Here is a 21,440-nt window from a genome sequence, read left to right on the forward strand (position 1 = left end):
CTTGGAGAAGGCGGCGAAGGTCCGGCCGCCGGGGGAGAGGCGTCCAAGGTCGAGGACCGAGAAGACGCCGACGCTGCGAAGGTGACGACGAAGAGGAGTGGCTTCCACCCCCGGCTGTGGGCCATCTGGGTGGCGGAAATGGGTTCGACTTTGGTGGTGTCGGCGTCGGGAGCAAAGCGCTAGATCTCGATGCCCCGCCCATCGAGTGCGAGGACGGGCGTGGCGGCGCAGGTGGACTCGGCAGCGATTGCGGGTCGCCCAGAAGACTCGCGCAGCCAGGTCAAGAAGATGCGGCCCCTCACCCCAATCTCAGCGTGATGCCGGGCGAGAACGGACCGGCCTTCCCTAGCCCCGCCACCACTACTATTGCGTCGACTGGCTCGGAAGAGATGGCCAAGGGGTGGAGCTCTGCGCTGGCGCCGGACATCCCGCAATCGCCGTACCAGCCAAAAAAGTGTCGTGACAACAAGCGTCGGCCAGCGGCGACGGGGTCATCCTCTCATGGGGATGAGACCACGTATCCCGACTGCGAACGAGTAGAGACGGAGCGGGCCGCCGCGTGACCCGTTTCGGTGAATCCATGTTCATCGTGTGAACGACCCGTGTTGAAGCGGCCCTCAGCAAAGTAGTGTCATCGTTTGACCCGATTCGCGTCCGCTGAAGCGGGTCGCTTCTGTGTGACCGTCTCAAGGAAAGGACCCTGGAGTGGATCTGCGGGACCTGTTGTCCGTACTCCGAGCCCGCTGGATCGTCATCGTGGCTGCAACGCTCATCGGGGGCCTCTTGGCGCTAGGGATGAGCCTGCTCACCCCCCCGAGCTACCAAGCGAAGGTCCAGTTCTACGTGACCGTCGCCGGCGGGGATTCCGCTGCGGCGGCCTACCAGGGTTCACTCGGCGCTCAGCAGCGGGTGCAGTCCTACGCTGCGCTCGTCAAGAGCACGGACATCACTCAGCGGGTGGTGGACACCGCCGGCGCTGACCTCGCCCCTTCCCAGGTGGCGGGCCAGACCACGGCCACTGCCGATGCAAAGACCGTTCTGCTCAATGTCGCGGTCACGAATTCCGACCCGCAGCGCGCACTGCAGTTGGCGGAGGGCTTCGGTGAGGTCCTCCCCGAGGCCATCAACCGCCTCGAGACCCCGGATGGCGGCGGCCCGGCGCTGGCGAAGCTCACCGTGGTTAATCCGCCCGCGTTGCCGACTTCGCCCATCGCGCCCAAGACCGAGCAGAACGTGGCGATCGGGCTCGTCCTGGGGCTTCTCGCCGGCATCGGCATCGCGCTCCTCATCAACGCTTTCGACCGCCGGGTCAAGTCCACGGAGCAATTAGAATCGATCGCGGGTAAGCCAGTCGTGGGGTCGATTCCGTTCCGCAAGGCGGAGGACAAGGAAAAGGGCGCCGAGCACATCGTTCCGTTCCGTGAAGGACACTCCCCGGCGGCGGAATCCTTCCGGCGCCTGCGGACCAACCTGCAGTTTCTCAACGTCGACAATCCCCCGCGCGTCTTCGTGCTGACTTCGTCAGTAGCCACTGAGGGCAAGTCCGAGACCGCAATCAATCTCTCGCTTGCCCTCGCCGAGTCCGGTAACCGGGTTCTGTTGATCGAGGCGGACCTCCGCCGCCCCCTGGTGGTCAGCTACATGGCCATGCCGGACAAGGTGGGCCTGACCAACATACTGTCCGGTCAGGCCGAGTTTGCCGACGTGGTGCAGGAGACGCGACACGACGGCGTACACCTGCTGGCATGCGGCCCGTTGCCGCCCAACCCCTCTGAGCTCCTCGCCTCCGATATGGCGCGACACCTCATCGACGAGCTGCGCAGCAAGTATGACTACGTCATCATCGACTCTCCGCCGCTTCTCCCCGTGACGGACGGTGCGTTACTCGCCAGGATCACAGATGGCGCACTGCTCGTGGTCCGCTCACACCGGACCACAGCAGATCAGGTCGCTCAGGCAGTGGACAACCTGGCAAAGGCAGACGCCACCCTCCTGGGCATCGTGACGGTAGCTAACAAGTCCGCTAAGAAGGGCTCAGCCGGGTACTACGACTCGTACTACTACTCGTCCAAGACACCCTCAGCGGCTGGGAAGGCTTGAATGTTCTTTCCAGTGCAGCGCCTATGCAGCCACAGGGAGGACCTGAGATGACCAGGGATGCTCACACCGAGCGGTTCAGAGGGCCTTTTCACCGCCCGATCGGTCTCGGCACGTCCCAGTGGATCGCCGTCGATGCCGTCTTGTGGGCAGGGATGTTCGTTCTCGCCCTGTGGTTGCGATTCGATTTTTCGGTGGACCGGCTGGCGCAATCCCTGAGGATGGGGAACGCGTACCTAGTTCTATTCGCGCTCATCGTGCTGACGTGGATCGTAGGCTGGCTAGTTGGGTTGTACCGTGGCCGGTTCGTGCCCGGCAGCGTTCTGGAGACCAGTGTCGTCACGTTCGTTTTCTCGGCGGTCACGTTCACAGTTTTCCTCGGTCACATCGTCGGAGGGCAGTACGAGGGGGTCCCGCGCTCCACGTCCATCGTGACCGGAGCCTTTACCATCCTCGGCGCGCTTGTCCTCCGATCGCTCGTGCGGCGCAAGAGGCTGTTCGGTGCAGGTGGGACAAAGGATGCGGAGCGTGCGCTGGTCTTTGGCGCCGGTGACGGCGGACTCCAGCTGGTGCGCCAGCTTCGTCGCTCAGAGGTCGCACACTACAACCCAGTTGGAATTCTGGATGACGACGCAGGCAAGCGCCATATGGTGATCGAGGGTGTTCGCGTGCATGGGGGACGCGAGAAGCTTGAAGAGCTGGCCAAGAAGACGGGGGCTTCCACCCTCCTGCTCGCAGTGCCGAGCCTGCCGAGCGACGAACTCATCGACATTCGAGACAGAGCCGAAGCGGCAGGATTGCGAGTCTTGGTGTTGCCGCCACTCGATTCGATGATGAAGGGCCGGGTCGCTGCAGATGAACTTCGCGAGATCAACGTGAATGATCTTCTGGGTCGTAAGCCGGCCCAACTTAACCAGACGGAGATCGCCGAATACCTCCGCGGAAAACGAATCATGGTGACAGGCGCTGGGGGTTCCATCGGGTCCGAACTCTGCCGCCAAATAAGCAGATTTCGGCCTACCGAACTTATGATGCTGGACCGAGATGAATCGGGTCTCCATTCAGTTCAGCTGTCTCTTCAGGACCAAGCAATGCTCGACGGTGACGACACGATCCTCGCTTCCATCCGAGACAAGGACGCAATCGATGAGATCTTCGCTTCGCGTATGCCGCAGATAGTATTTCACGCCGCCGCCTTGAAGCACATGCCGCTTTTGGAGCACTATCCCCTCGAAGCCCTCAAAACCAACGTTGTCGGCACGCTGAACCTTCTCGACGCCTCGGTTAGACACGGGGTCGAGACATTCGTCAATATTTCTACGGATAAAGCCGCGAACCCATGTTCGGTCCTAGGGACGAGCAAGCGAATCGCGGAGCGGTTGGCGGCCGGGATGGCCGTCAAATCCGGCGAGACCAAATTTGTGTCAGTGCGGTTCGGGAATGTGCTCGGTTCCCGGGGCTCGGTACTCACCGTCTTTGAAAAGCAGATTAAAGCTGGGGGTCCAGTCACAATCACTGACCCGGCGGTGAACCGATTTTTCATGACAATTCCGGAGGCTTGCCAGCTCGTTCTTCAAGCGGCAGTCGTCGGAGAATCCGGGGAGACCCTCGTCCTGGACATGGGAGAGCCGGTGAGAATTGAAAGCGTAGCCCGCATGCTGATAGAACAAGCCGGCAAAGACATCGAAATTGTGTATACCGGCTTGCGCGAGAACGAGAAGCTGGCCGAGGAGTTGTTCGATGATCGCGAGACCCCCGTGAAGGGCATGAAGCACGAGGCCCTCTCGGTAGTTAGGGTCCCCCCGATAACTTTAGATAAAACAGCAGTAGATCATATTGGGGACCATAGCTCGGCGGCGTCCTGGCTGGCCGAAAACGTACTCGAAAGGAATGACCAGTGAAAGTACTTATTACCGGCGGGGCCGGTTTCATCGGCAGCAACCTCGTCAAGATTTGCCTCGACCACGGGCATGAAGTCCGAGTAATCGATGACCTCAGCACGGGGTACAGAGAGAACCTCCTGAATCTAGACGTCGACTTCATCGAAGGATCCATTCTGGACGACGATGCTCTCGCATCAGCTGTCGGGGGAATCGATGCGGTAGTTCATCTGGGAGCGCTTGGTAGCGTTCCGCGCAGTATTAAAGACCCCATAACGACTCACGAGGTGAACGCACGCGGATCGTTGAACGTGGTGATGGCGTCCAGGGACGCCGGCGTGTCGCACTTATCTGTCGCGTCGTCATCGTCGGTCTACGGAATGAACCCGGCGATGCCGAAGTCGGAAAGAGAGTGGGTTCGGGCGATGAGCCCCTATGCGGTGAGCAAATTGGCTACCGAGCAGTATACTCTCGCGGCGCAGCAGTCTTTCGGCATGTCGACCATGGCGTTCCGGTTCTTCAACGTGTATGGGCCGAATCAACGTGCCGGTCACGTCTACGCCGCAGTCATTCCAGTCTTCCTCGACGCTTTGGTCAATGGGAGTCCGCTACCAGTGAACGGGGACGGCACCAACTCGAGGGATTTCACCTTCGTTCGTACCGTATGCGAGGTACTGGTCGACGCTTTTGAGAGAACTGTCACCCATCCAGAGCCGGTTAACCTCGCGTACGGGACCAATACGTCTCTGCTCGACCTGATCTCGCAGATAACAGGGGTGACGGGAATCGAACCGAGCGTCGAGTTCAGAGACCCGCGTCCTGGCGACGTAAAACACTCCATGGCCGTGAACGAGAGTCTTACGCGGCTCTTCCCGGATATAGCTCCGGTTCCTCTAGCGCAAGGCTTGGCGGAGACCTACACGTGGTTTGAAGGGGTAAACTAATGAGCAATGCGGTAGTTATAGGTCAAGGCTATGTTGGGCTCCCGATGGCGCTCAGAGCTGCCGAGGCGGGGCATAGTGTGGTCGGTCTGGATCTGAATGAGTCCGTGATCGACGACCTCAATCGCGGAATCTCGCACATAGACGACGTGAGCGATGCAGATCTGTCGGCCGGGCTCAAAAACGGATACCGAGCCACATTCGACCAGAGCTGTATTGCCGACGCCGACGTAGTTGTGGTGTGCGTGCCGACTCCGTTGAGCGAGGACGGAGGGCCCGATCTAAAGGCTGTGGAGGCGACCGCACGTTCCATCGGCCAGTTCGTGACAGACGGAACGCTGTGCATCCTCGAGTCAACGACGTACCCCGGTACGACCGAGGAAGTGTTTGCTCCGCTCGTCACCCGTGGGACCCTTGAGATAGGGAAGGAAGTGTTCATCGCCTTCTCCCCTGAACGTATTGACCCGGGGAACAAGAAATACGGTGTCAAGAACACGCCGAAGGTGGTCGGGGGGATCACTCCCGGGTGCGCAGCGCGAGCTGTCGACTTTTACGCCACGTTTGTCGACACTGTTGTGTCCACGAAGGGCGCGAAAGAGGCCGAGATGGCCAAGCTTCTGGAAAACACGTTCCGGCACGTCAACATCGCACTTGTCAACGAAATGGTGCGGTTCTGTCAAGAGCTGGATATCGATCTGTGGGATGCAATTGACGCCGCGGACACCAAACCTTTCGGTTTCATGGCTTTCCGACCGGGCCCCGGGGTGGGAGGGCACTGCATCCCGATCGATCCGTCATACCTCTCACACCGGGTTAAGGCGAAACTCGGTTACGCCTTCAGAATGGTTGAACTCGCAGAAGAGATAAACCATGCTGCGCCTTCCTACGTAGCGCAGCGGGTCGCCCTCATTCTGAATGATTCGGGCAAGGCGGTAAGGGGCGCGCGGATCTTGCTGGTAGGCGTGACTTATAAGCCGGATATCGCCGACCAACGTGAGAGCCCAGCAATACCGGTTGCCAGGGAATTGGACAAGCTAGGGGCGCACCTGGAGTATGTGGACCCGTTTGTCCCAGAGTGGCGCCCCTTCAAGGATGACAGAGTTCTCTTTGCATCTGAGGACGCCGAAGCGTCAGCCGCCAGCTCCGACATCACCGTGATCCTCCAGCAGCATGGGGGGCTGGATATATGCGCCATAGCTGCTGCGGCGCCGGTGGTGCTTGACACGAAAGGATGCCTTACACCTTCGGATAATGTGCAGCGGCTGTAGTCCGCGTGTCGTGAATCGGGCCTAACGAGACGGGCGGGTTCTCAGGAATCTGAAATGGCGAATGCATGGGGGTGACATGACTGCGGTGCGGCGAGGACTACTCGTGATGATCAACCTTGCATGTATGGCGATCGCGTTCGGTGCCTACAGTTACGGTGATGCGATAAGTGTCCGTCCCATGGCGACCTTGTCGACGATTCTCGTGGCTGTAATGCTCGCTTCTCACGCTGTAATCCAGCCTCGTGGGGTGTGGTCCGTTCAGTTCGTTTGCATAGTTGTGGCGTCGATATTCCATTTCTCTGCGCTACCCGAAATTGTGCTGACAGGTGCGTCCAGTTCGCAGATCATCGGCAGGTGGGTGGGTCAGGAGGTGGTATCATCCTCCATCGCCTTGGCCGTACTCTTGCAGTCCGCCCTGTCGTTGGGACTCGCGATTGCGAGCAGCGACGTCAGGCCGGCTGAGGTCAACGACGGCCTCGGCCCTAATCAGTCTGCGACAACCAGTGCCGGGCGCGCGATCGTGAGCGTCGGCTTCGTTTTTGGTGTGGGTGGATTGTTGATCTGGTCGGCATTCGCTCTCCAAGCAGGGTTGTCATTGACCTCTGATTACCTAGACTATTTGGCGGCCGCAAGGGGGACTAACGTTCCGGTGCAGCTGTCCTATTACCTGATCGGTATCGGTCTCGTCCTCTCTGCGGTCGACAGCAGATTGTTCGTTTCACGGCTGCTGGTCGCGCTTTTCGTGTTGTTCTCCCTTTACGCCTTCCCCCTTGGCTTGCGCGGCGAGATCCTGTTTCCGCTGATGGCTTATATGGCTGTGCGGGTTTACCGAAGAGACTCCCCCCGGCCTGTCGCAACGGTTGCGATCGGCGTCCTGGTGCTGATGGCAACTGCGGTTGTCGCTATCACCAGAACCGGTCAGGGTTCTGTGACTGTGGACCTGATACTGAATTCGCCCCGTCTGGCCCTGGCTGAACTAGGCGGCAGCCTGTATGTGTTCGTGGTGACGGCAGGCTGGCACATCGTGGCCGGGGAGTCCTACGCGGGGGGAGTAACGTACTTGGGTCCCTTTCTAGTGGCGTGGAATCGCTATGTTCTCAGAACAGTGGCACCAGAAGAAGGCCTAGAAAGCTGGATCCTGAGCAACCGCATTGCCGCCGAGGAGGGGCAGATCGGCGGCTCGATCTACGCGGAGAGCTTCCACAACTTCGGCGTCTGGGGCAGTCTACTATTCTTGGCTTCTATAGGTATTGTGCTGGGGTTACTTGCGAGCAGGGGCAAAACCGGAGAGTGGACACTGGCTTGGATCGGTATCGCGGTTCTCGCCTTCCAATTCCACGTGCGCAACAGCGCAGCCACCATACCTACTGTTCTCGTATTCTCGGCGGTTGCGCTGGCGGCTGCGTGGTTTCTTGCTATATTGCTCCGGACGCATAAGCGCCCCACGAGACTTCCGCGCGATGTTGGTCTGACTCCTGAAACCCCACGCCGTAAAGTGCTGCGATAGTGCCAGTAATGGGGACCGTGCAGGTCGCAACCTTCCTGCGTTTGGTAGCTATGGCACTGTCTTTTGCCGGCGGTGTGGTAGTTGCTCGAGAACTTGGAGATGAAGGGCGCGGCTATCAACAGGTCATCGTTTCCGTCGGCTTGTTCGGTTCTGCAATCGTCGGGTGCTCGGCTGAGTTGGGGGCATCTAGGTTCTGGGCGAGATATCCCGAGGAAAGACCAGCGCTTCCTGCTTCAATGATCGCAGGCATCCTTCTACTTGGTGTTCCGGCAGGGGGCGCGGTCATTCTGTTTTTGTACCTCTCGCACGGCTCCTTGGTTCCAATCAGCAGCCTCCCGGGGGCGTCGTTCGCGGGTGGATTGCTGCTCCTTTATCTGGCGAACACCTGGCTTCAGCGCTTCCTTTTGCTGGACGGTTCACCGGTTCTAGCGTCCGTGCTTTCCGCGGTGGAGTCGGCGATCGTGGCCGGCGGCGTCGCTGTGCTTGTGGTTGCAGATCTTCTCACGCCTTATTGGGCTCTGGTCGTTATCAGCTCTTCTCTGCTGTTCTCCACATCTGTCTCGGTTCTCATCTTGCTGAGCAGGTACCCAAATCGGGTGTCCTTTCCGCCGTTCCGGAGCAGCCTGTTCGTGGGGCTTCGTTTCCATTCGGGACAGGTGGCGCTGGCAGTGCTCGCCCGAGCTGACCTTGTTCTTCTCTCCGCGATTTCCGGGTTGGCGGCCGCTGGCGTTTACTCGGTGGCGGTGTCGATAACGGCCCCGATTCTGGTGGTTGGCACGTCGCTGACGTCGGTCTATCTCAATCGTCAGTTCTCGGACGATCGGCCCGCAGCGTTTACCGCTCGCCTGGTGGGATTAAGTATTGTGATCATGGTCCCACTCGCCGTTGTTGTCGCTCTTGGTGGCAGCGTTTTAATACCGGCAGTCTGGGGCAGCCAATTCGCCCCCGCTGTGGGGGTGCTCCCGATCCTTATGATTGGCCTCTGCGCAACCGGAGTTCAGCGTCCGATAGGCCAGTACCTCGTTCGACACGGACTTGCTGCTGCAGCGAATATACGTGCGTTTGTCGCAAGCGTTATATGCGTGGTGCTTATACTCGTTCTGGGGCCCCGGTTCGGTGCTATGGGCGTGGCTGTGGCGTCCTCGACTGCATGGTTTGTCTATGCAACCATATCGTTTTGCCACTTCGTTGCGCATAGCTCGCTCGGCTTACAGGTCATAGGCCGGAACGTTCTTCAAGGAATCAAGCTGAAGGTGGGATGAGTGCGGTCACCGAGACGGTCTATTAAGGTTATTCATGTTTTCGGCAGCCTGGGACGTGGGGGGGCGGAGACGCGTACTCTGCAACTAATACGGGCTGCTGGGGGTTCTGGTCACGTGGTATCCGCGTTGGCTTCTTCGCCGAGCGACTTGGAGAAAGAATTCGTGGCGGCCGGGGTTCGTATCGGGCCACGAGGTGCCCGAAGGATCCGTTACTGGTGGGACCTTTATAAATCACTGCGCTTAGCCAATTGCGTGGATTCAAACGTCAGTGAGCGCTCGGGCCCTGTGTTGATGGTGGCTTGGCTGGCAGGGGTGCCTCGACGCCTAGCGCACTTCAGGTCTGAAGGGAGCGCTGGCACAGGGAAACGAACGTTTCGGTCCGGGTTTCTTGGGTGGTTGATATCAAGGTTCGCTACCGAGTTTATCGGGGTTTCGCCTGGGGCCGCGGAATACGGCTCTGAGTTCTGTCGGCTACCTGTATCTTGTTTCAGAGTCGTTCCCACGGGCGTTGACACCACCGGATGGGACGCACCCCCTGAGGTCAAGCTCGCCGATTCGATCGAACCTGGCAGCTGGCCGGTTATTGCGCATGTGGGGCGCGATGACCCGGACAAGGATCGGGAGCGTACGGTCAGGGTTTTCGCGCGGTTGTCGAAGAAGTACCCACGCGCGCAGCTCGTGTTGGCGGGGCGCTCGCTTCGGAGCGTGGAGGAACTCTGTCGATCCTCCGGCGTCGCTTCCCCTAGTGGGATAGTCGACTTGGGCGAGACAAGCTCGGTGCTTCCGCTACTGGGGAGGGTTGATTGCCTTCTGCACACGTCGAGGCGGGAGGGGCTCCCCGGCGTTGTTCTTGAAGCGATATCGGTGGGTTGCCCCGTGGTCGCGTCGGATATCCCAGGCGTACGCTACGTCGCGGCCGCGACCGGTGCGGTGGGGGGGCTCGTGGACCTGTCGGCTACGGACGATGACTGGGCAGAGACGGTGGCCGCTCTGCTCGCTAGTAGCCAACGAAGGAATTCTGAGGTGGGCGCTAACGTCAGCGCCTTCGAATCTTCAGAGTTCTCCATCCAAGCTGCTGTTCGTCGGCATCGTGTTCTGTGGGGCGTTCATGTTTAGAAATCGCGCTGCCGTCCGGGTGCCGGGGGTCGTCCACGTCATCTCGACTTTGGAACGCGGGGGAATGGAGATGAGAACCCTTGAGCTCTTCCGTGCGCTGAGGGGGAGCATCCGCCCGGTGGTGTTCCAGACAAGCGGGGATCGCGGTTCCCTGAGTCAGCTGTTCGAGGAGGCTGGCTGTGAGGTGGTGACCCTGCGATTCCGCAGTCATGCGTTCGCCAAGGCGTTGGTCAAAGAACTGTCCCGGGCGGACGTGACTACACTTCACTTGCACGTGGCTCAAGGTCGCATGTATGCGGGGATACTGCTCATCGCTGCGGCACTGGTGGGCACACCGACTAGAGTCGCCCATTTCAGATCTGAGGGCCGGGCGCACGAGCGATCGTCCCTGAAAGCCAGTGCGGCCGAATTGATCGGGCGATTGAGTATCGAGCTATTTGCGACGGATATCATAGGAGTTTCGCCTAGCTCATTGAGCGGGGGGTGGAAGAGGCTCTGGGAGGGTGACCCCCGGTGCAGAGTTATCCCCTCTGGAATTGACGTGCCCCTTTTGGAACGTGAAACAGCCTTCAGTCGGACGGTGCTCCCTGTCCCCGACGGGGTTCCGGTAGTTCTACACGTGGGACGAGACGTCGCCGCGAAGAATAGAATGCGAGCTATCGAAATCCTTGGTGACGCACGGTCCTCGGGGCACGAGTTTTCGCTCGTATTCGTAGGACGTGATGACCCTGTTAGCCACGCGGAGTTGCTGAGTTCGGCTTCCAGTTGTGGAGTCAGTGAGCACGTGTTTTTCTTGGGGCAGCGAAGTGACCTCTGGGCTCTGTTCAAATCTTGTGACGCGATGCTCAACACGTCGTTCCGAGAGGGACTCCCAGGGGCGATACTAGAGGCGACTGCTGTAGGAGTCCCCGTGGTGGCGAGTTCGATACCGAGTAACGAGTACGTATCATCGTTCTTCGAGTCAGTCCGTACAGTCAGTCTTGCGGAAGGTAATGGTGTGTGGATAGAGGAACTGCAGCGCGCGTATAAACGCCGGCGATCGATTACTCTCGCTCACGCGCTGAAACAGTTCTCCGAATCACCGTTCAGCCTCTCCGACGCGTCCCGCGCATTCTTGAAGCTGTGGTCAGGCGGTCGCGCCGGGTGAGGTTTCCAGTATTGGATTTCCGCAGCACGGCAATCGTGAGCGGCTAAACAACCCGTCCGGGTCGACGCTGCCCGCGCGAGGTTGACTAGCCAATCACTAGCGGTCAAGCGGGCGAGCAGCAGGACGTCGCTGAGCCCGTACCGAGTCGATGACTTGTCGGAAGATCGGGGTGCGCGCCGTCCGGATGAGGTCTACCGCATTATGGTGCTGCTCCTCAGCCAAGGTAGCGAGTAGGGAACGATTCGAGTGAAGCGACTCCAGTAGGCTTGCCAGCCCGTCGTAATCGCCCGAGTCGAATAACGCTCGGCTTGGAACGAGTTCGGGGATTCCTCCGACCCGAGATCCGATGGCTGGCAGTCCGACCGCGGAAGCCTCGATCATGGCACGCGGAAGCCCCTCGGTTCGTGAAGCCAGCACGAATAGATCGGCATGTTTCAAGTGGCGGACTAGAACTGATTTAGAATCGATCTGACCAAGGAAACGAACTCTTTCGGCTAGTCCCAGATCACGTGCTAGTTCCTCGAGCCCGGTGCGCGAAGTCCCCTCGCCGACCACAGTGAACTGAAAGTTGACTCCCTTGCGCACCAATATCGACAACGCGCGCAAAACGGTGTCCACGCCTTTGATGGAGCCGTTCAGGGATCCCACGGTGATTAGCTGGAGTTCCGCTCGGTCAAACGTGTCCTTGGCTTGATCAGCGAAATAGTAATCCGGAAAGACAATGTTGCTCTTCGTGAACGTCGGGACAGCCGCTGGCGGCGGAAGAGCGTTCTGAAGAGCTTTCCGTGTCACGTAAACTACTGCAGCTGCCCGACTGACGATTCGCTGCGAAAGCTTGCGGACCAGAGGGTTTGTTGCTGCCCCGAGTAGAGGAGTTCCTGATCCGATGGCGTCAGGGAATGCGACTACGTTCGCGACCACTTGCGCGCCCTGTAGGCCCGCAACTGACCCAAGGGCAAGGCCCAGGGTCTCAGGCACACGGACGATGACGACGTCCTCGGCCGAGAACTTCATGCGCGAAACAAGAACAAGCGCTGACAGTAGACGCTGGAGCTTCGTTCGTCCGCGTTCTGATCGAACAGGAACAAGACGAAGCGAGGTGTCCAGCGGACCGACCGTTCGCGGGAGTTTCTCGTCCAGACGGGCGACGAGGTTCAAACGCGCCCCTTCTGTCTGGAACTGTGCCAGGTAGCTGTCCGAGAGAGCCGGGTGCGTGGAGTGAAGCGTCCCTCCCGAATAGCAGACTCGAACGTCGGTGACCAAGTAGACGTCCGATGTCTGAAATGCCGGTCTGCGCGGCGGTCGCGGCACCGTTCAACCTCGTGGGGTCTGGCGGAATATCGAATCCGTGTTTTCAGTGAGATACCGACGTTTCTCGACCGGGTTGAGCGCTTTGGTGTTGACTGCCTTTTCGAGAGATCGTGCGGCGTATGACTCCATGCTCGACAACACACGTGCCGGGTTGCCCGCCGCAACGGAGTTGTCCGGAATGTCCCTTGTGACGATCGAGTGTGCACCGATCACAACATTGTCTCCAATGGTGACGCCGGGCATTACGACCGAGTTGATACCAATGAATACGTTGTCTCCCACGGTGATCCTCCCGAACACATCCACTTCGGGGTGCTCCTGGCGCAGGGTCCATACCCCCCCATCATGAGTTACGAAGCGAACCCCGCTCGTGATCCGAACGTGGTTCCCAAGCGAAACCAGGTACGGCTCCGAACCGAAGGTGCCGTTGTTGGGCCCCAGAATCGAGCAGTCCCGCCCTATGGATAGACCCTTTTCGCGGAAGTAAGCTATGGGGTCTCGGCGCAACGCGAATCTCTGCCTGACCTCATTAACCACTTGGGGCATTGACTTCAGAACTGACATTGTATAACCCTAACGTTATGTGCTCGTGCTGGCGGAGGTCTTCGAGATCAGCGACGTATGCCCTCCCACTGATGGTGCCGATGCGCGGTGGAGAGGACGAATTTGACCGTACGCTCACTCGTGTTTTCGATGAGGTAATCGTCAGGGGTCAGGTGATTGACGCCGTCTCGCCTGTACGCGGAGTCCATCGCGACCTGAATTGCCGCGACGACGTCCTCGGCGTGCAACCCGGTCATCATGATCCCGCCGGTGTCGAGGGCCTCCGGGCGCTCAATGGAATCGCGGAGTGTGACGGCGGGGAAGCCGAGGATCGACGACTCCTCCGCGATGGTGCCGGAATCCGAGAGGGAGCATGCCGCCGAGAGTTGCAGCTTGTTGTAGTCGTGGAAGCCGAGCGGCTCTGAGAAGGTGATGCCCTCCGGCTCCAACCAGTCCGGAAGCGCCTCGAGTCGCTTGCGGGTACGCGGATGGGTGGATACGAACACGGGCAGTCCGTAGTGCGCATGAACTGCGGTAAGGCAGTCGAGGAGCATCTGCAGCCGAGCGGGGGAGTCCACGTTCTCCTCGCGATGGGCGGACACGAGGAAGTACCCGCCCTCCTCAAGTCCCTTGTCCTCGAGGACCGTCGACACCTCGATCTGGTCCTTATAGGCGTTGAGCACCTCTCGCATCGGCGACCCGGTCTTGAGGATGCGGCGGGGATGCAGTCCCTCGGCCAGCAGGTTCCGCCGTGCGTGCTCGGTGTAGACGAGGTTGAAGTCGGAGACGTGGTCGACCATGCGACGGTTGGTCTCCTCCGGCACGTTCAGATCGAAACAGCGGTTGCCCGCCTCCATATGATAGGTCGGAATCCGCATACGGCGTGCCATGAGGGCCGCGATGCAGGAATTCGTATCGCCGAGAACGAGGACGGCATCGGGCTGCTCCTCGCGCATCACCTTCTCCGCGGCGATCAGCGTGCCACCGAGCACGGCGCCGAGGCTGGACGTGTCCACGCCGAGCATGTGGTCGGGCTGCCTGATCCCGAGGTCGTCGAAAAACACCTGGTTCAGGGTGTAGTCGTAGTTCTGACCGGTGTGAACCAGGACGTGGTCGATGCCGGCAGTGGCATCGAGACGGTGGATGACCCGGGCCAGCCGGATGAGTTCGGGGCGGGTGCCCACGACGGTCATGACCTTCACCGAACGGACTCCTCGGCAACGGGGCGGACGGGTTCGGGGAACGTGTCGGGCGCATCGGGCCGGAACAACTCGTGACTCCAGAACTGCGTCAGGAGCATCTCGTCGCCTGTGTTGGTGATGTTGTGGACCCACCCTACGGGCATATCGATCGCGACCGGGGTGTCGCCGGAGACCTGGAAGTCATAGACCGCGTCCGAGAACATCTTCCGGAGACTTATACGCGCCTCGCCCTGGATGACGGCGAACCTCTCGACTTTGGTCAGATGGTAATGCTCACCGCGGGTGATTCCGGGCACGGTGGAGCTGAAGGAGGACTGCCCTTCGCCGCCGCGGCAGCGGACGGTCTCCACGAACGAGCCGCGGGGATCCGAGTGGGGCACGAGCGTGATCGGGCAATGCTGCGGGAATAGCCGGCTGCGATACGTGTTGAACAGATCGATCCGGAACTTCGAGCTGAGGTCCGGGATCTCGCCGATCGGCACGTAGGAACGGTGGAACTCCTCTAGGAGCTCCCACACCGCCACCACTCCGGTGAGTTCACCGGCTGGCCGGAGCATGTCCCCCGTGCTCACGAGGGCGTCCATCAACGACTGGGCCGCGTCCTGCGCGTGGAGGAGTTCCACGGGGTTGTCGCGTATTTGAGGGGTCACGCCGTTGATGACCGCGTCGACGAACGTCGCGACGAACGAGTTGTAGTTCGGAAGACCGTGCTCGCCAAAGAGGTTGGGCAGGCGTACTTCGACGAAGTGTCCGCCTTGGGCGCGCGTGGCCTCGGCGATGCGGTTCTGAGCGGCTAGCTTTCCGCGGCCGTACGGATTGGCGCGCTCGACCTGGATGGTTCCCGCCATCGCCACACGGATCGGACGCGCGGCGCTGTTAATCGCCTCGGCTACGTCGTCACCGAGGCGGATGTTCCCCTGTTCGACCTCGTCGTCGGTTGCTGCCCGGTTCACGCCGGCGATATGGATGATCGCGTCCGCGTCCGCCACCATGTCGGTCAGTTGCGACCAGTTCTCGCGGGTAACCGGGTGGACCTCGTGATCGGTGACGGCCGCGAGCCGGAGTCGGGTGTGCCACCCCAGAAACCCGCGGGCGCCGGTGACGATGATCTTCATCGGTTCACCTCCGCGAGGACTCGCTGCATCTCCGGGAGGGATGAAATGAGCGACGCCACCTGGTCGACCGCCATCTGCTCGGTGTTGTTCGAGTCGAAGTCCTTGGTCTTCTCCGCGGCGGTATCGCCCTCGTCGACGTACACCGAGTACTGCAGCGAGCGGGCGTCGAGGGGGACCTTGTAAAAGTCGCCCTGGTCGGTCGCCTTGGTCATCTCCTCTCGGGAGAGAAGCGTCTCGTACATCTTCTCCCCGTGCCGCAGCCCGATCTTGACGAGCTCCGGCTCTTCGATTCCGAGCACCTTCGCTGTTGCGCGGGCCAGGACGTCGACAGAGCAGGCCGGGGCCTTCTTGACGAACAGATCGCCGGGCTCGGCGTGGAAGAAGGCGTGCTCGACCAGATCGACCGACTCCTGCAGGCTCATCAGGAACCGGGTCATCGACCCTTCGGTCAGAGTGAGGGGCTTTCCCTCCCGGATCTGACGTACGAACAGCGGGATGACCGAGCCGCGGGAGTACATCACGTTGCCGTAGCGGGTGACGGAGACCGTGGTGGGGGAGCTCGGGTTGTTGCGGGCGAAAGCCTGCGCAGTTTTCTCCATGAGCGCCTTCGACATCCCCATGGCGTTGACCGGGTATACGGCCTTGTCAGTCGACAGACACACGACGGACCGCACACCCAGCTTGTGTGCGGCGTTGATCACGTTCCGACTTCCGTCGACGTTAGTCTTCACCGCCTGGTCGGGGAAGAACTCACACGAGGGAACTTGCTTCAGGGCAGCGGCGTGAAAGACGAAGTCGACACCGACGAACGCGTTCTCGACACTGTCCTGGTCGCGAACGTCACCTAGGAAAAATCTGAGTCGCGGTTCGTCGAACCTCGACCGCATCTCATCCTGCTTGGCTTCGTCTCGGCTGAAGATGTTCACCCGGTCGGCGCCAAGGCTGAGGAGGTGCCGGGCCATGGTCGATCCGAAAGATCCCGTTCCTCCCGTGATGGCAACAGCGGCTCCATTGAGGGAGGTCATTCGGCGTCCTTACAGTCTGAGTCGTGGGCAAGTTTACGGCCAAGCTCGCGCCAAGCGTCTTGTTGGTGTGGGGCTGTCCACCCTGCTCGAGACAGCCAGCTTTCCGCTTGTTGCTGGCCGAACCAGAGCATCTCAAGACGCCGAGCCTGGCCCGTAAGACGGGCGTCTAACAACCCAGCCGCGAAGGCGACAGATACTGTGCCGCGAGCCAGGGTACGGGGAACCCGTCGAGGGGCTCGACCGCCGAGAGCCTCGAGAAGGTTGAACGTGGTCAGGCCTTCGGATGGGTGGCTGACAATCGGGGGTGGAGTCTCGTCGCAAGTCGCTAGGTAAGCAATCGCATCGGCGACGTTCCCGATGAGAGCCTGAGCAGTGTTCCCAGTCCCATCGCCAGCAACACTCGAGGCGCGGGTTCGCGCGAGCTTGGCGATGGTCTTGGTAACGGAGCGGTCCAGGCCGTGAACGCCGGGCGGACGGTAAACGCACGTCCGGGCGTGTCTCAGCGCTGCTGCCTCGCCGCGGGCCTTCGACTCAGAATAGGGAGAGAAGGGTGAGGTTGAAGGGTCGGCATCGAGTGTCTTGCGTCGACCCTGAACGGCCGCGCTGCTCACATGGACGAAGCGAACGTCCGCGTCGGCACAGAGGGATGCGAGCGCGCCGGGGAGTACTCCATTCGCGGTCGTCAATTGGTCATGATTGGTTCCGGTCGCTTCCGAAACTCCGGCCGCGTTGACGAGCGCATCGCACGAAGTTAAGGCTTGCTGCACCTCTGCAAGCGCGGCATCAGCGCCGGACGTCCCGCCGGTCGGATCGAGACGAGGCGCCTTGAGCCGGATGACGTCGTGTCTTCGTAGCAATAAGGCATGGCACACAGACGAACCGACGAAACCTGAAGCGCCGACCACTACCACTGTCTTCATGGTTCTACCGTCGCTTTCGGTGCTGATAGAGAAGCTTTTCCAGGGAATCGCCAACGGCTTTCTCTGAGAAATGGGAAGTGTAATAGTCGCGCGACTTCCGGCCGAGTTCTTCTCGAGCAGCGGGATTCATATCCGCCAGCTCGCTGATCGTGGACGCCAGCGCGTTCGCGTCTCCTGGGGCTACCGAACGGCCACAGTCGGCGTCCTCGACTACTCGAGCAGCATCGCCAGCAACGGCGGCGATGATAGGCAAGCCCGCCGCCATGTTGGCCTGGACCTTGCTTGGCATCGTGATCCGGTAGAGGGGAACGTCCTTCAATGAGATGAGCTGGACATCGGCGAGTGCGAGGATATCCGCCATCTTGTCGAACGGCTGCGGGCCGACGAAGGTAACGTTATCCAGCCTTTCCTTCGTGACGCGTTCGGCCAAAGCATCACCGCGCACTCCTGCACCGACGAGCACGAACCCGATGTCGCTCCGATTGCGGAGAATAGACGCAGCATCCAGGAAAGCGTCCAAATTTTGCATCTCTCCGAGGTTGCCAGCATACATAATCGTGAATTCTCGATCGATCCCGAGTTGTGCCGACAGTTCCTCGTTTCTCGGAACGGGGCGGAACGACGACTCCTCAGCCCAGTTGGGAACGACACTAATTTTCTCCGCGGGAACGCCACGGCTCTGGAGCACATCGGCCATCCCCGGAGAGATCACCGCGACGTGTGCCGCCCGACGGTAGGTCTCGTTGCAGAACACGTGGAGTGCCCGCTCCATTCGGGAACCGGTGGAGTCGTCCACGAATCCGCTCGACGTAACGGTGTCAGGCCACAGATCTTGAATCTGCATGACGTAGGGGATCCCTTTGAGTGCTCGCAGCGGTCCTGCGGCAGTGGCCGCGGTGGCCGGAGACGAGTAGACGAACACCACGTCGGACTTTCCAAGGATTGCAGGCGCTGAGAGAGTTGACGAAGCCCCGTAACTAAGGTAGTTGGCCATTCGTCGGGCAGCGTTGTCGTCGTGGCTCGGGTAGGCGGGGACGCGGTGGACGTTCACGCCCCGAATTGTTTCCCGCATGTACGGCCGAATCCGATATCCGTCGAACACGCGACCCGCGGGGTAGATCGGGTACCCAGTGAGGACGTCGACCTCATGGCCGCGAGCCTGAAGCGCTCGCGCGATGGTTCCGGGGCCGGCTGCTGCGCCACCTTCCGGATCGAACCAGTGGCTGAGGATTCCGATCTTCAAGTTCGAAAGGCTCTTTCATCTTGGGGGCTCAAGGCGTATTCGTTCGGAACGACATCTGGGCTTCGTACGGTCTTCCAGATGGCGTGCTGCCTATGCTTTCAATCTGCGCGGTGAAATGTAGTGGGTTCGGGAGGGTCTCAGGTTGCGACGATACTAGTTCTCGCAAGGCAGTGTGGGTGGGCGTGGCGACGCCACATCTAAGTGTGAAACTCTAACCACATGACCTACCCCGCTCTCGGTGCGCTCTTGGCCTCTACGGCGTCCACGGCGGCTGCAGGGCCTGTTGTCAAGACTTGGCTTCATCGTCGACGTAATCTCGACGTTCCGAATGATCGTTCCTCGCACACCGTTCCCACCCCGCGCGGGGGAGGGCTCGCATGTGCGGTGGGCGCGGTGGCCGGTCTATTGGCAGCTCGGAGTGCGCGCAGGGAGGTTTCCTCAGAGTGGATTACGGCGAGCGCGGCTCTGGGATTCGTGGGGCGGCTGGACGATCATGTTGGGCTCCGGGCGGCTCCGCGGCTCTCGGCTCAGGTCGCGGTGGGAGCCGGGGTCGGTGCGCGTTCCGGCGGCATCAAGGGTGCAATAGTCGGCGCGGTCGTCATGCCCACAATCGTTAATGCATTTAATTTCATGGATGGAATCAATGGGATCTCGGGTGGAACCGCGGTCGCATGGGGGGCTTCAGTCGCCAGCACCGAAGGCGTCCCGTCGCAATCCCGAATGCAGGGCGCGGTCACCGCGGGAATGGGTTTGGGATTCCTCCCGTACAACGTGCCGGAGGCGTCGATGTTCCTCGGTGATGTTGGTAGTTACCTATTCGGCGGGGGAATTGCCGCAACTGTCATTCAGAGTTCATTCACCGACAAGCGTCTGGACCTGGGCGCGGCCGTGAATACGCTTTCTCCGCTCATTCCCTACCTTGCGGACACTGGATCGACGATCGTGAAGCGCGCAACCCGTGGAGAGTCGATCACGCAGGCGCACAGGGAGCATGCGTATCAGCGCTTGATTCAGGAAACCGGGTGGCCGCACTGGCGTGTGTCCGGCATTGCGGCGTTGGCTTCGGCTCTCTGTGGGTATGTCTGTCACACACCGCGGAGGAGCCTAGCGGCCATTCCCGTGACGGGGATCTACCTGGCGGCACCGAGTATCGCGCGCTCGATGCGAAGTAGCTCGTGAGCCGATCCGGAGCGGCGATCAAGGATTGCTTCGGTTCTTGGTGCCTTCCGGGGCCGTGTCAAATACCCGGAGCCTTAGAGACGAGATTTGTCTGACAGGCCCCGGCTTTGTCGGGGATCGGGGACCGGGCGGGACCGCGGAGGATCCTCCTTCTGATGAGCATGGTGCCTTGTTTCGGGCCTGGGGGCCGGGCAGCTCGCTGTGGTCGCGAACTCGCTGGCCGGTGGTGTTGGGGGAGTGGGCGCGGAAATGGTCGTCGACGTCTAGGCGTTCGAGCAACGCCAGTACCGCGATGACCACGAGCGCCACCGCGAGGGAATCGAGGGGCATGAACGTGGGATGCGCCGCCGCCTGAGGCGCTACCGCGTTCCACGGCCCGATGACCGTGCTGCCCGCCAGCAGTGCGGTGAAGATCGCCGACCCGGCGTGCAAGCCGGTAAAGGTGTACACCGCGATCGCCGCCGACGACGAGGCGACCACGAATGAGGTGTCAATTATCTAGCCTGACGACGACGCCGCCAGGCCCGCCGCCTCGTCGGCAGGCTCCTATTCTCGGGCTAGTTCGGCCGGTTCCGCGCGACTCGGCGGAAGCTGGTCATTCGTTGTGGAGGTGGCCTTCGTCGTCGTTCGGTTATTCCGCCCCACCCGCACCACGGCGCACGGGCCGGACCCCGGTGGGGATCCGGCCCGTCAGCGTCGCCCGTTCGTGCCGGACCCGCGCGTACGCGACCCGCTTACTGCAGATCGGTGGCGATGATCGCGTCCATGTTGCGCTCGGCGAGTGCGGTGATGGTGACGAACGGGTTCACTCCCACGTTTCCCGGGACGAGGGATCCGTCGACCACGTAGAGGCCGGGGTATTCGTGGAGGCGCCCGTGGTTGTCGGTGGCCTTGCCGAGCAGGCAGCCGCCCCAGGGGGTGGTAGGTGAAGTCGTCGCCCCAGGTCTTGTACACGCCGAACAGGTCGGTGCGGTAGATGGTGCCTTCCTTCTTGTTGATCTTGTCGAAGACCCGCTTGGCCATGGCGATGCCCGGCTGGTTCTGGGACACGCTCCAGGTCAGGTCGACCTTGCCGGTGGCGGAGTTGAACTGGAAGCGGGCCCGCTCGGGGTTGTTGGCGATCGCCAGGTACAGGCTCACGTAGGTCTCCAGCCCGGCCGGTAGGGGAGCGATCTCGGCGAAGATCGACGCGGTGGGGTCGGCCCAGTTGTCGATCCCGAGGGTGGGGATAGTCGACTGCGTGGAACCGGTGGCGTCCCACATGTGGTTCGCGCGCCCGACCATGACGTTGCCGTTGTTGCCCCACCCCTCGCCCACCTGGGACGACAGGTTGGGAAGGAGGCCCTGCGCCTTCATCGACACGAGCAGCTTGCTGGTCCCGATGCTGCCGGCGGCGAAGAACACCCGGTCGGCCGTGACGTTCTTGGTGGCGATCACCGCGCCCTGCTCGTCGATCTGCTCGACCGTCACCCGGTACCCGCCGCCGTTGGCCGGGGCGACGGCCGTGACCCGGTGCAGCGGCGAGATGGTGAGCCTGCCGGTGGCGGCGGCCTGGGCCAGGTACGTCTTGTCCAGCGACTTCTTGCCCGCGTTGTTGCCGTAGATCACCTCACCGCCCAGCGCGGAGGCCTGCGCGGTACCCGCCGCCTCGCGCTTCAAGTGGTTCCTGCGGCGCAACGAGGTG

The 21,440-nt window shown here is 61.1% G+C and carries 16 protein-coding genes and 1 pseudogene; 10 read left to right on the forward strand and 7 right to left on the reverse strand.

From position 1 onward, the window contains the following. The 8 genes from G6021_RS16985 to G6021_RS15915 form a co-directional block, all read left to right on the forward strand. A partial coding sequence (locus G6021_RS16985) for a hypothetical protein (protein WP_206682673.1) occupies nucleotides 1-183 on the forward strand: 183 nt, incomplete at its 5' end. Between the two features lie 522 nt (nucleotides 184-705). Beyond that, nucleotides 706-2,100: a polysaccharide biosynthesis tyrosine autokinase gene (locus G6021_RS15880; protein WP_182641704.1), complete on the forward strand. Its 1,395-nt coding sequence runs from the start codon at nucleotides 706-708 to the stop codon at nucleotides 2,098-2,100. 47 nt (nucleotides 2,101-2,147) lie between these two features. Next, a complete protein-coding gene (locus tag G6021_RS15885) occupies nucleotides 2,148-3,998 on the forward strand; it encodes a nucleoside-diphosphate sugar epimerase/dehydratase (protein WP_182641705.1) in 1,851 nt (616 codons plus the stop codon). Next, nucleotides 3,995-4,921 carry an NAD-dependent epimerase/dehydratase family protein gene (locus G6021_RS15890; protein ID WP_182641706.1) on the forward strand — a complete coding sequence of 309 codons (927 nt, stop codon included), beginning with the start codon at nucleotides 3,995-3,997 and terminating at the stop codon, nucleotides 4,919-4,921. The genes G6021_RS15885 and G6021_RS15890 overlap by 4 nt, the downstream gene beginning before the upstream one ends. Further along, on the forward strand, nucleotides 4,921-6,186 hold the full coding sequence (locus tag G6021_RS15895; protein ID WP_182641707.1) for a nucleotide sugar dehydrogenase: 1,266 nt from the start codon (nucleotides 4,921-4,923) through the stop codon (nucleotides 6,184-6,186). The genes G6021_RS15890 and G6021_RS15895 overlap by 1 nt, the downstream gene beginning before the upstream one ends. A 124-nt stretch (nucleotides 6,187-6,310) precedes the next feature. Continuing rightward, nucleotides 6,311-7,693, forward strand: a complete 1,383-nt coding sequence (gene wzy / locus G6021_RS15900) for an O-antigen polysaccharide polymerase Wzy (protein ID WP_182641708.1) — start codon at nucleotides 6,311-6,313, stop codon at nucleotides 7,691-7,693. A gap of 8 nt (nucleotides 7,694-7,701) precedes the next feature. Continuing rightward, nucleotides 7,702-8,955 carry a hypothetical protein gene (locus G6021_RS15905; protein WP_182641709.1) on the forward strand — a complete coding sequence of 418 codons (1,254 nt, stop codon included), beginning with the start codon at nucleotides 7,702-7,704 and terminating at the stop codon, nucleotides 8,953-8,955. Nucleotides 8,956-9,919: 964 nt separating this feature from the next. Next, the gene (locus G6021_RS15915; protein ID WP_241736619.1) at nucleotides 9,920-11,218 is read left to right on the forward strand and encodes a glycosyltransferase; all 1,299 of its coding nucleotides are present in this window, start codon (nucleotides 9,920-9,922) and stop codon (nucleotides 11,216-11,218) included. Between the two features lie 96 nt (nucleotides 11,219-11,314). Here the strand turns inward: G6021_RS15915 and G6021_RS15920 are convergent, their stop codons facing one another. The 6 genes from G6021_RS15920 to G6021_RS15950 all read right to left on the reverse strand — a co-directional run bounded on the left by G6021_RS15920 (nucleotide 11,315) and on the right by G6021_RS15950 (nucleotide 18,577). Then, a complete protein-coding gene (locus tag G6021_RS15920; RefSeq protein WP_182641712.1) occupies nucleotides 11,315-12,232 on the reverse strand; it encodes a glycosyltransferase in 918 nt (305 codons plus the stop codon). A 300-nt stretch (nucleotides 12,233-12,532) separates the two neighbouring features. Beyond that, nucleotides 12,533-13,093 carry an acyltransferase gene (locus G6021_RS15925; protein ID WP_206682674.1) on the reverse strand — a complete coding sequence of 187 codons (561 nt, stop codon included), beginning with the start codon at nucleotides 13,091-13,093 and terminating at the stop codon, nucleotides 12,533-12,535. 47 nt (nucleotides 13,094-13,140) lie between these two features. Continuing rightward, complete coding sequence (gene wecB / locus G6021_RS15930) at nucleotides 13,141-14,265, reverse strand: UDP-N-acetylglucosamine 2-epimerase (non-hydrolyzing) (protein ID WP_187700780.1); 1,125 nt, start codon at nucleotides 14,263-14,265, stop codon at nucleotides 13,141-13,143. A 5-nt stretch (nucleotides 14,266-14,270) separates the two neighbouring features. After that, nucleotides 14,271-15,389 carry an NAD-dependent epimerase/dehydratase family protein gene (locus G6021_RS15935; protein ID WP_182641714.1) on the reverse strand — a complete coding sequence of 373 codons (1,119 nt, stop codon included), beginning with the start codon at nucleotides 15,387-15,389 and terminating at the stop codon, nucleotides 14,271-14,273. Next, entirely contained in the window at nucleotides 15,386-16,414 is a 1,029-nt protein-coding gene (locus G6021_RS15940) for a UDP-N-acetylglucosamine 4,6-dehydratase family protein (protein WP_182641715.1), read from the reverse strand. Before G6021_RS15940 ends, G6021_RS15935 begins: the two co-directional genes overlap by 4 nt. A 924-nt stretch (nucleotides 16,415-17,338) precedes the next feature. Further along, nucleotides 17,339-18,577 (reverse strand): glycosyltransferase family 4 protein, encoded by a 1,239-nt coding sequence (locus G6021_RS15950; RefSeq protein ID WP_182641717.1) that lies wholly within the window; start codon nucleotides 18,575-18,577, stop codon nucleotides 17,339-17,341. 219 nt (nucleotides 18,578-18,796) lie between these two features. On the opposite strand from G6021_RS15950, the gene G6021_RS15955 reads away from it, so the two are divergent. Continuing rightward, the gene (locus G6021_RS15955; RefSeq protein ID WP_241736621.1) at nucleotides 18,797-19,756 is read left to right on the forward strand and encodes a hypothetical protein; all 960 of its coding nucleotides are present in this window, start codon (nucleotides 18,797-18,799) and stop codon (nucleotides 19,754-19,756) included. A gap of 379 nt (nucleotides 19,757-20,135) precedes the next feature. Then, on the forward strand, nucleotides 20,136-20,258 hold the full coding sequence (locus G6021_RS17805; RefSeq protein ID WP_277817962.1) for a hypothetical protein: 123 nt from the start codon (nucleotides 20,136-20,138) through the stop codon (nucleotides 20,256-20,258). Between the two features lie 232 nt (nucleotides 20,259-20,490). On the opposite strand, the pseudogene G6021_RS17945 reads toward G6021_RS17805, so the two are convergent. Next, a pseudogene (locus G6021_RS17945) lies at nucleotides 20,491-21,421 on the reverse strand (GMC oxidoreductase); the annotation flags it as partial. Between the last annotated feature and the right edge of the window lie 19 nt (nucleotides 21,422-21,440).

It is taken from the genome of Dietzia sp. CW19 (assembly GCF_014145265.1).
GTDB lineage: Bacteria > Actinomycetota > Actinomycetes > Mycobacteriales > Mycobacteriaceae > Dietzia > Dietzia natronolimnaea.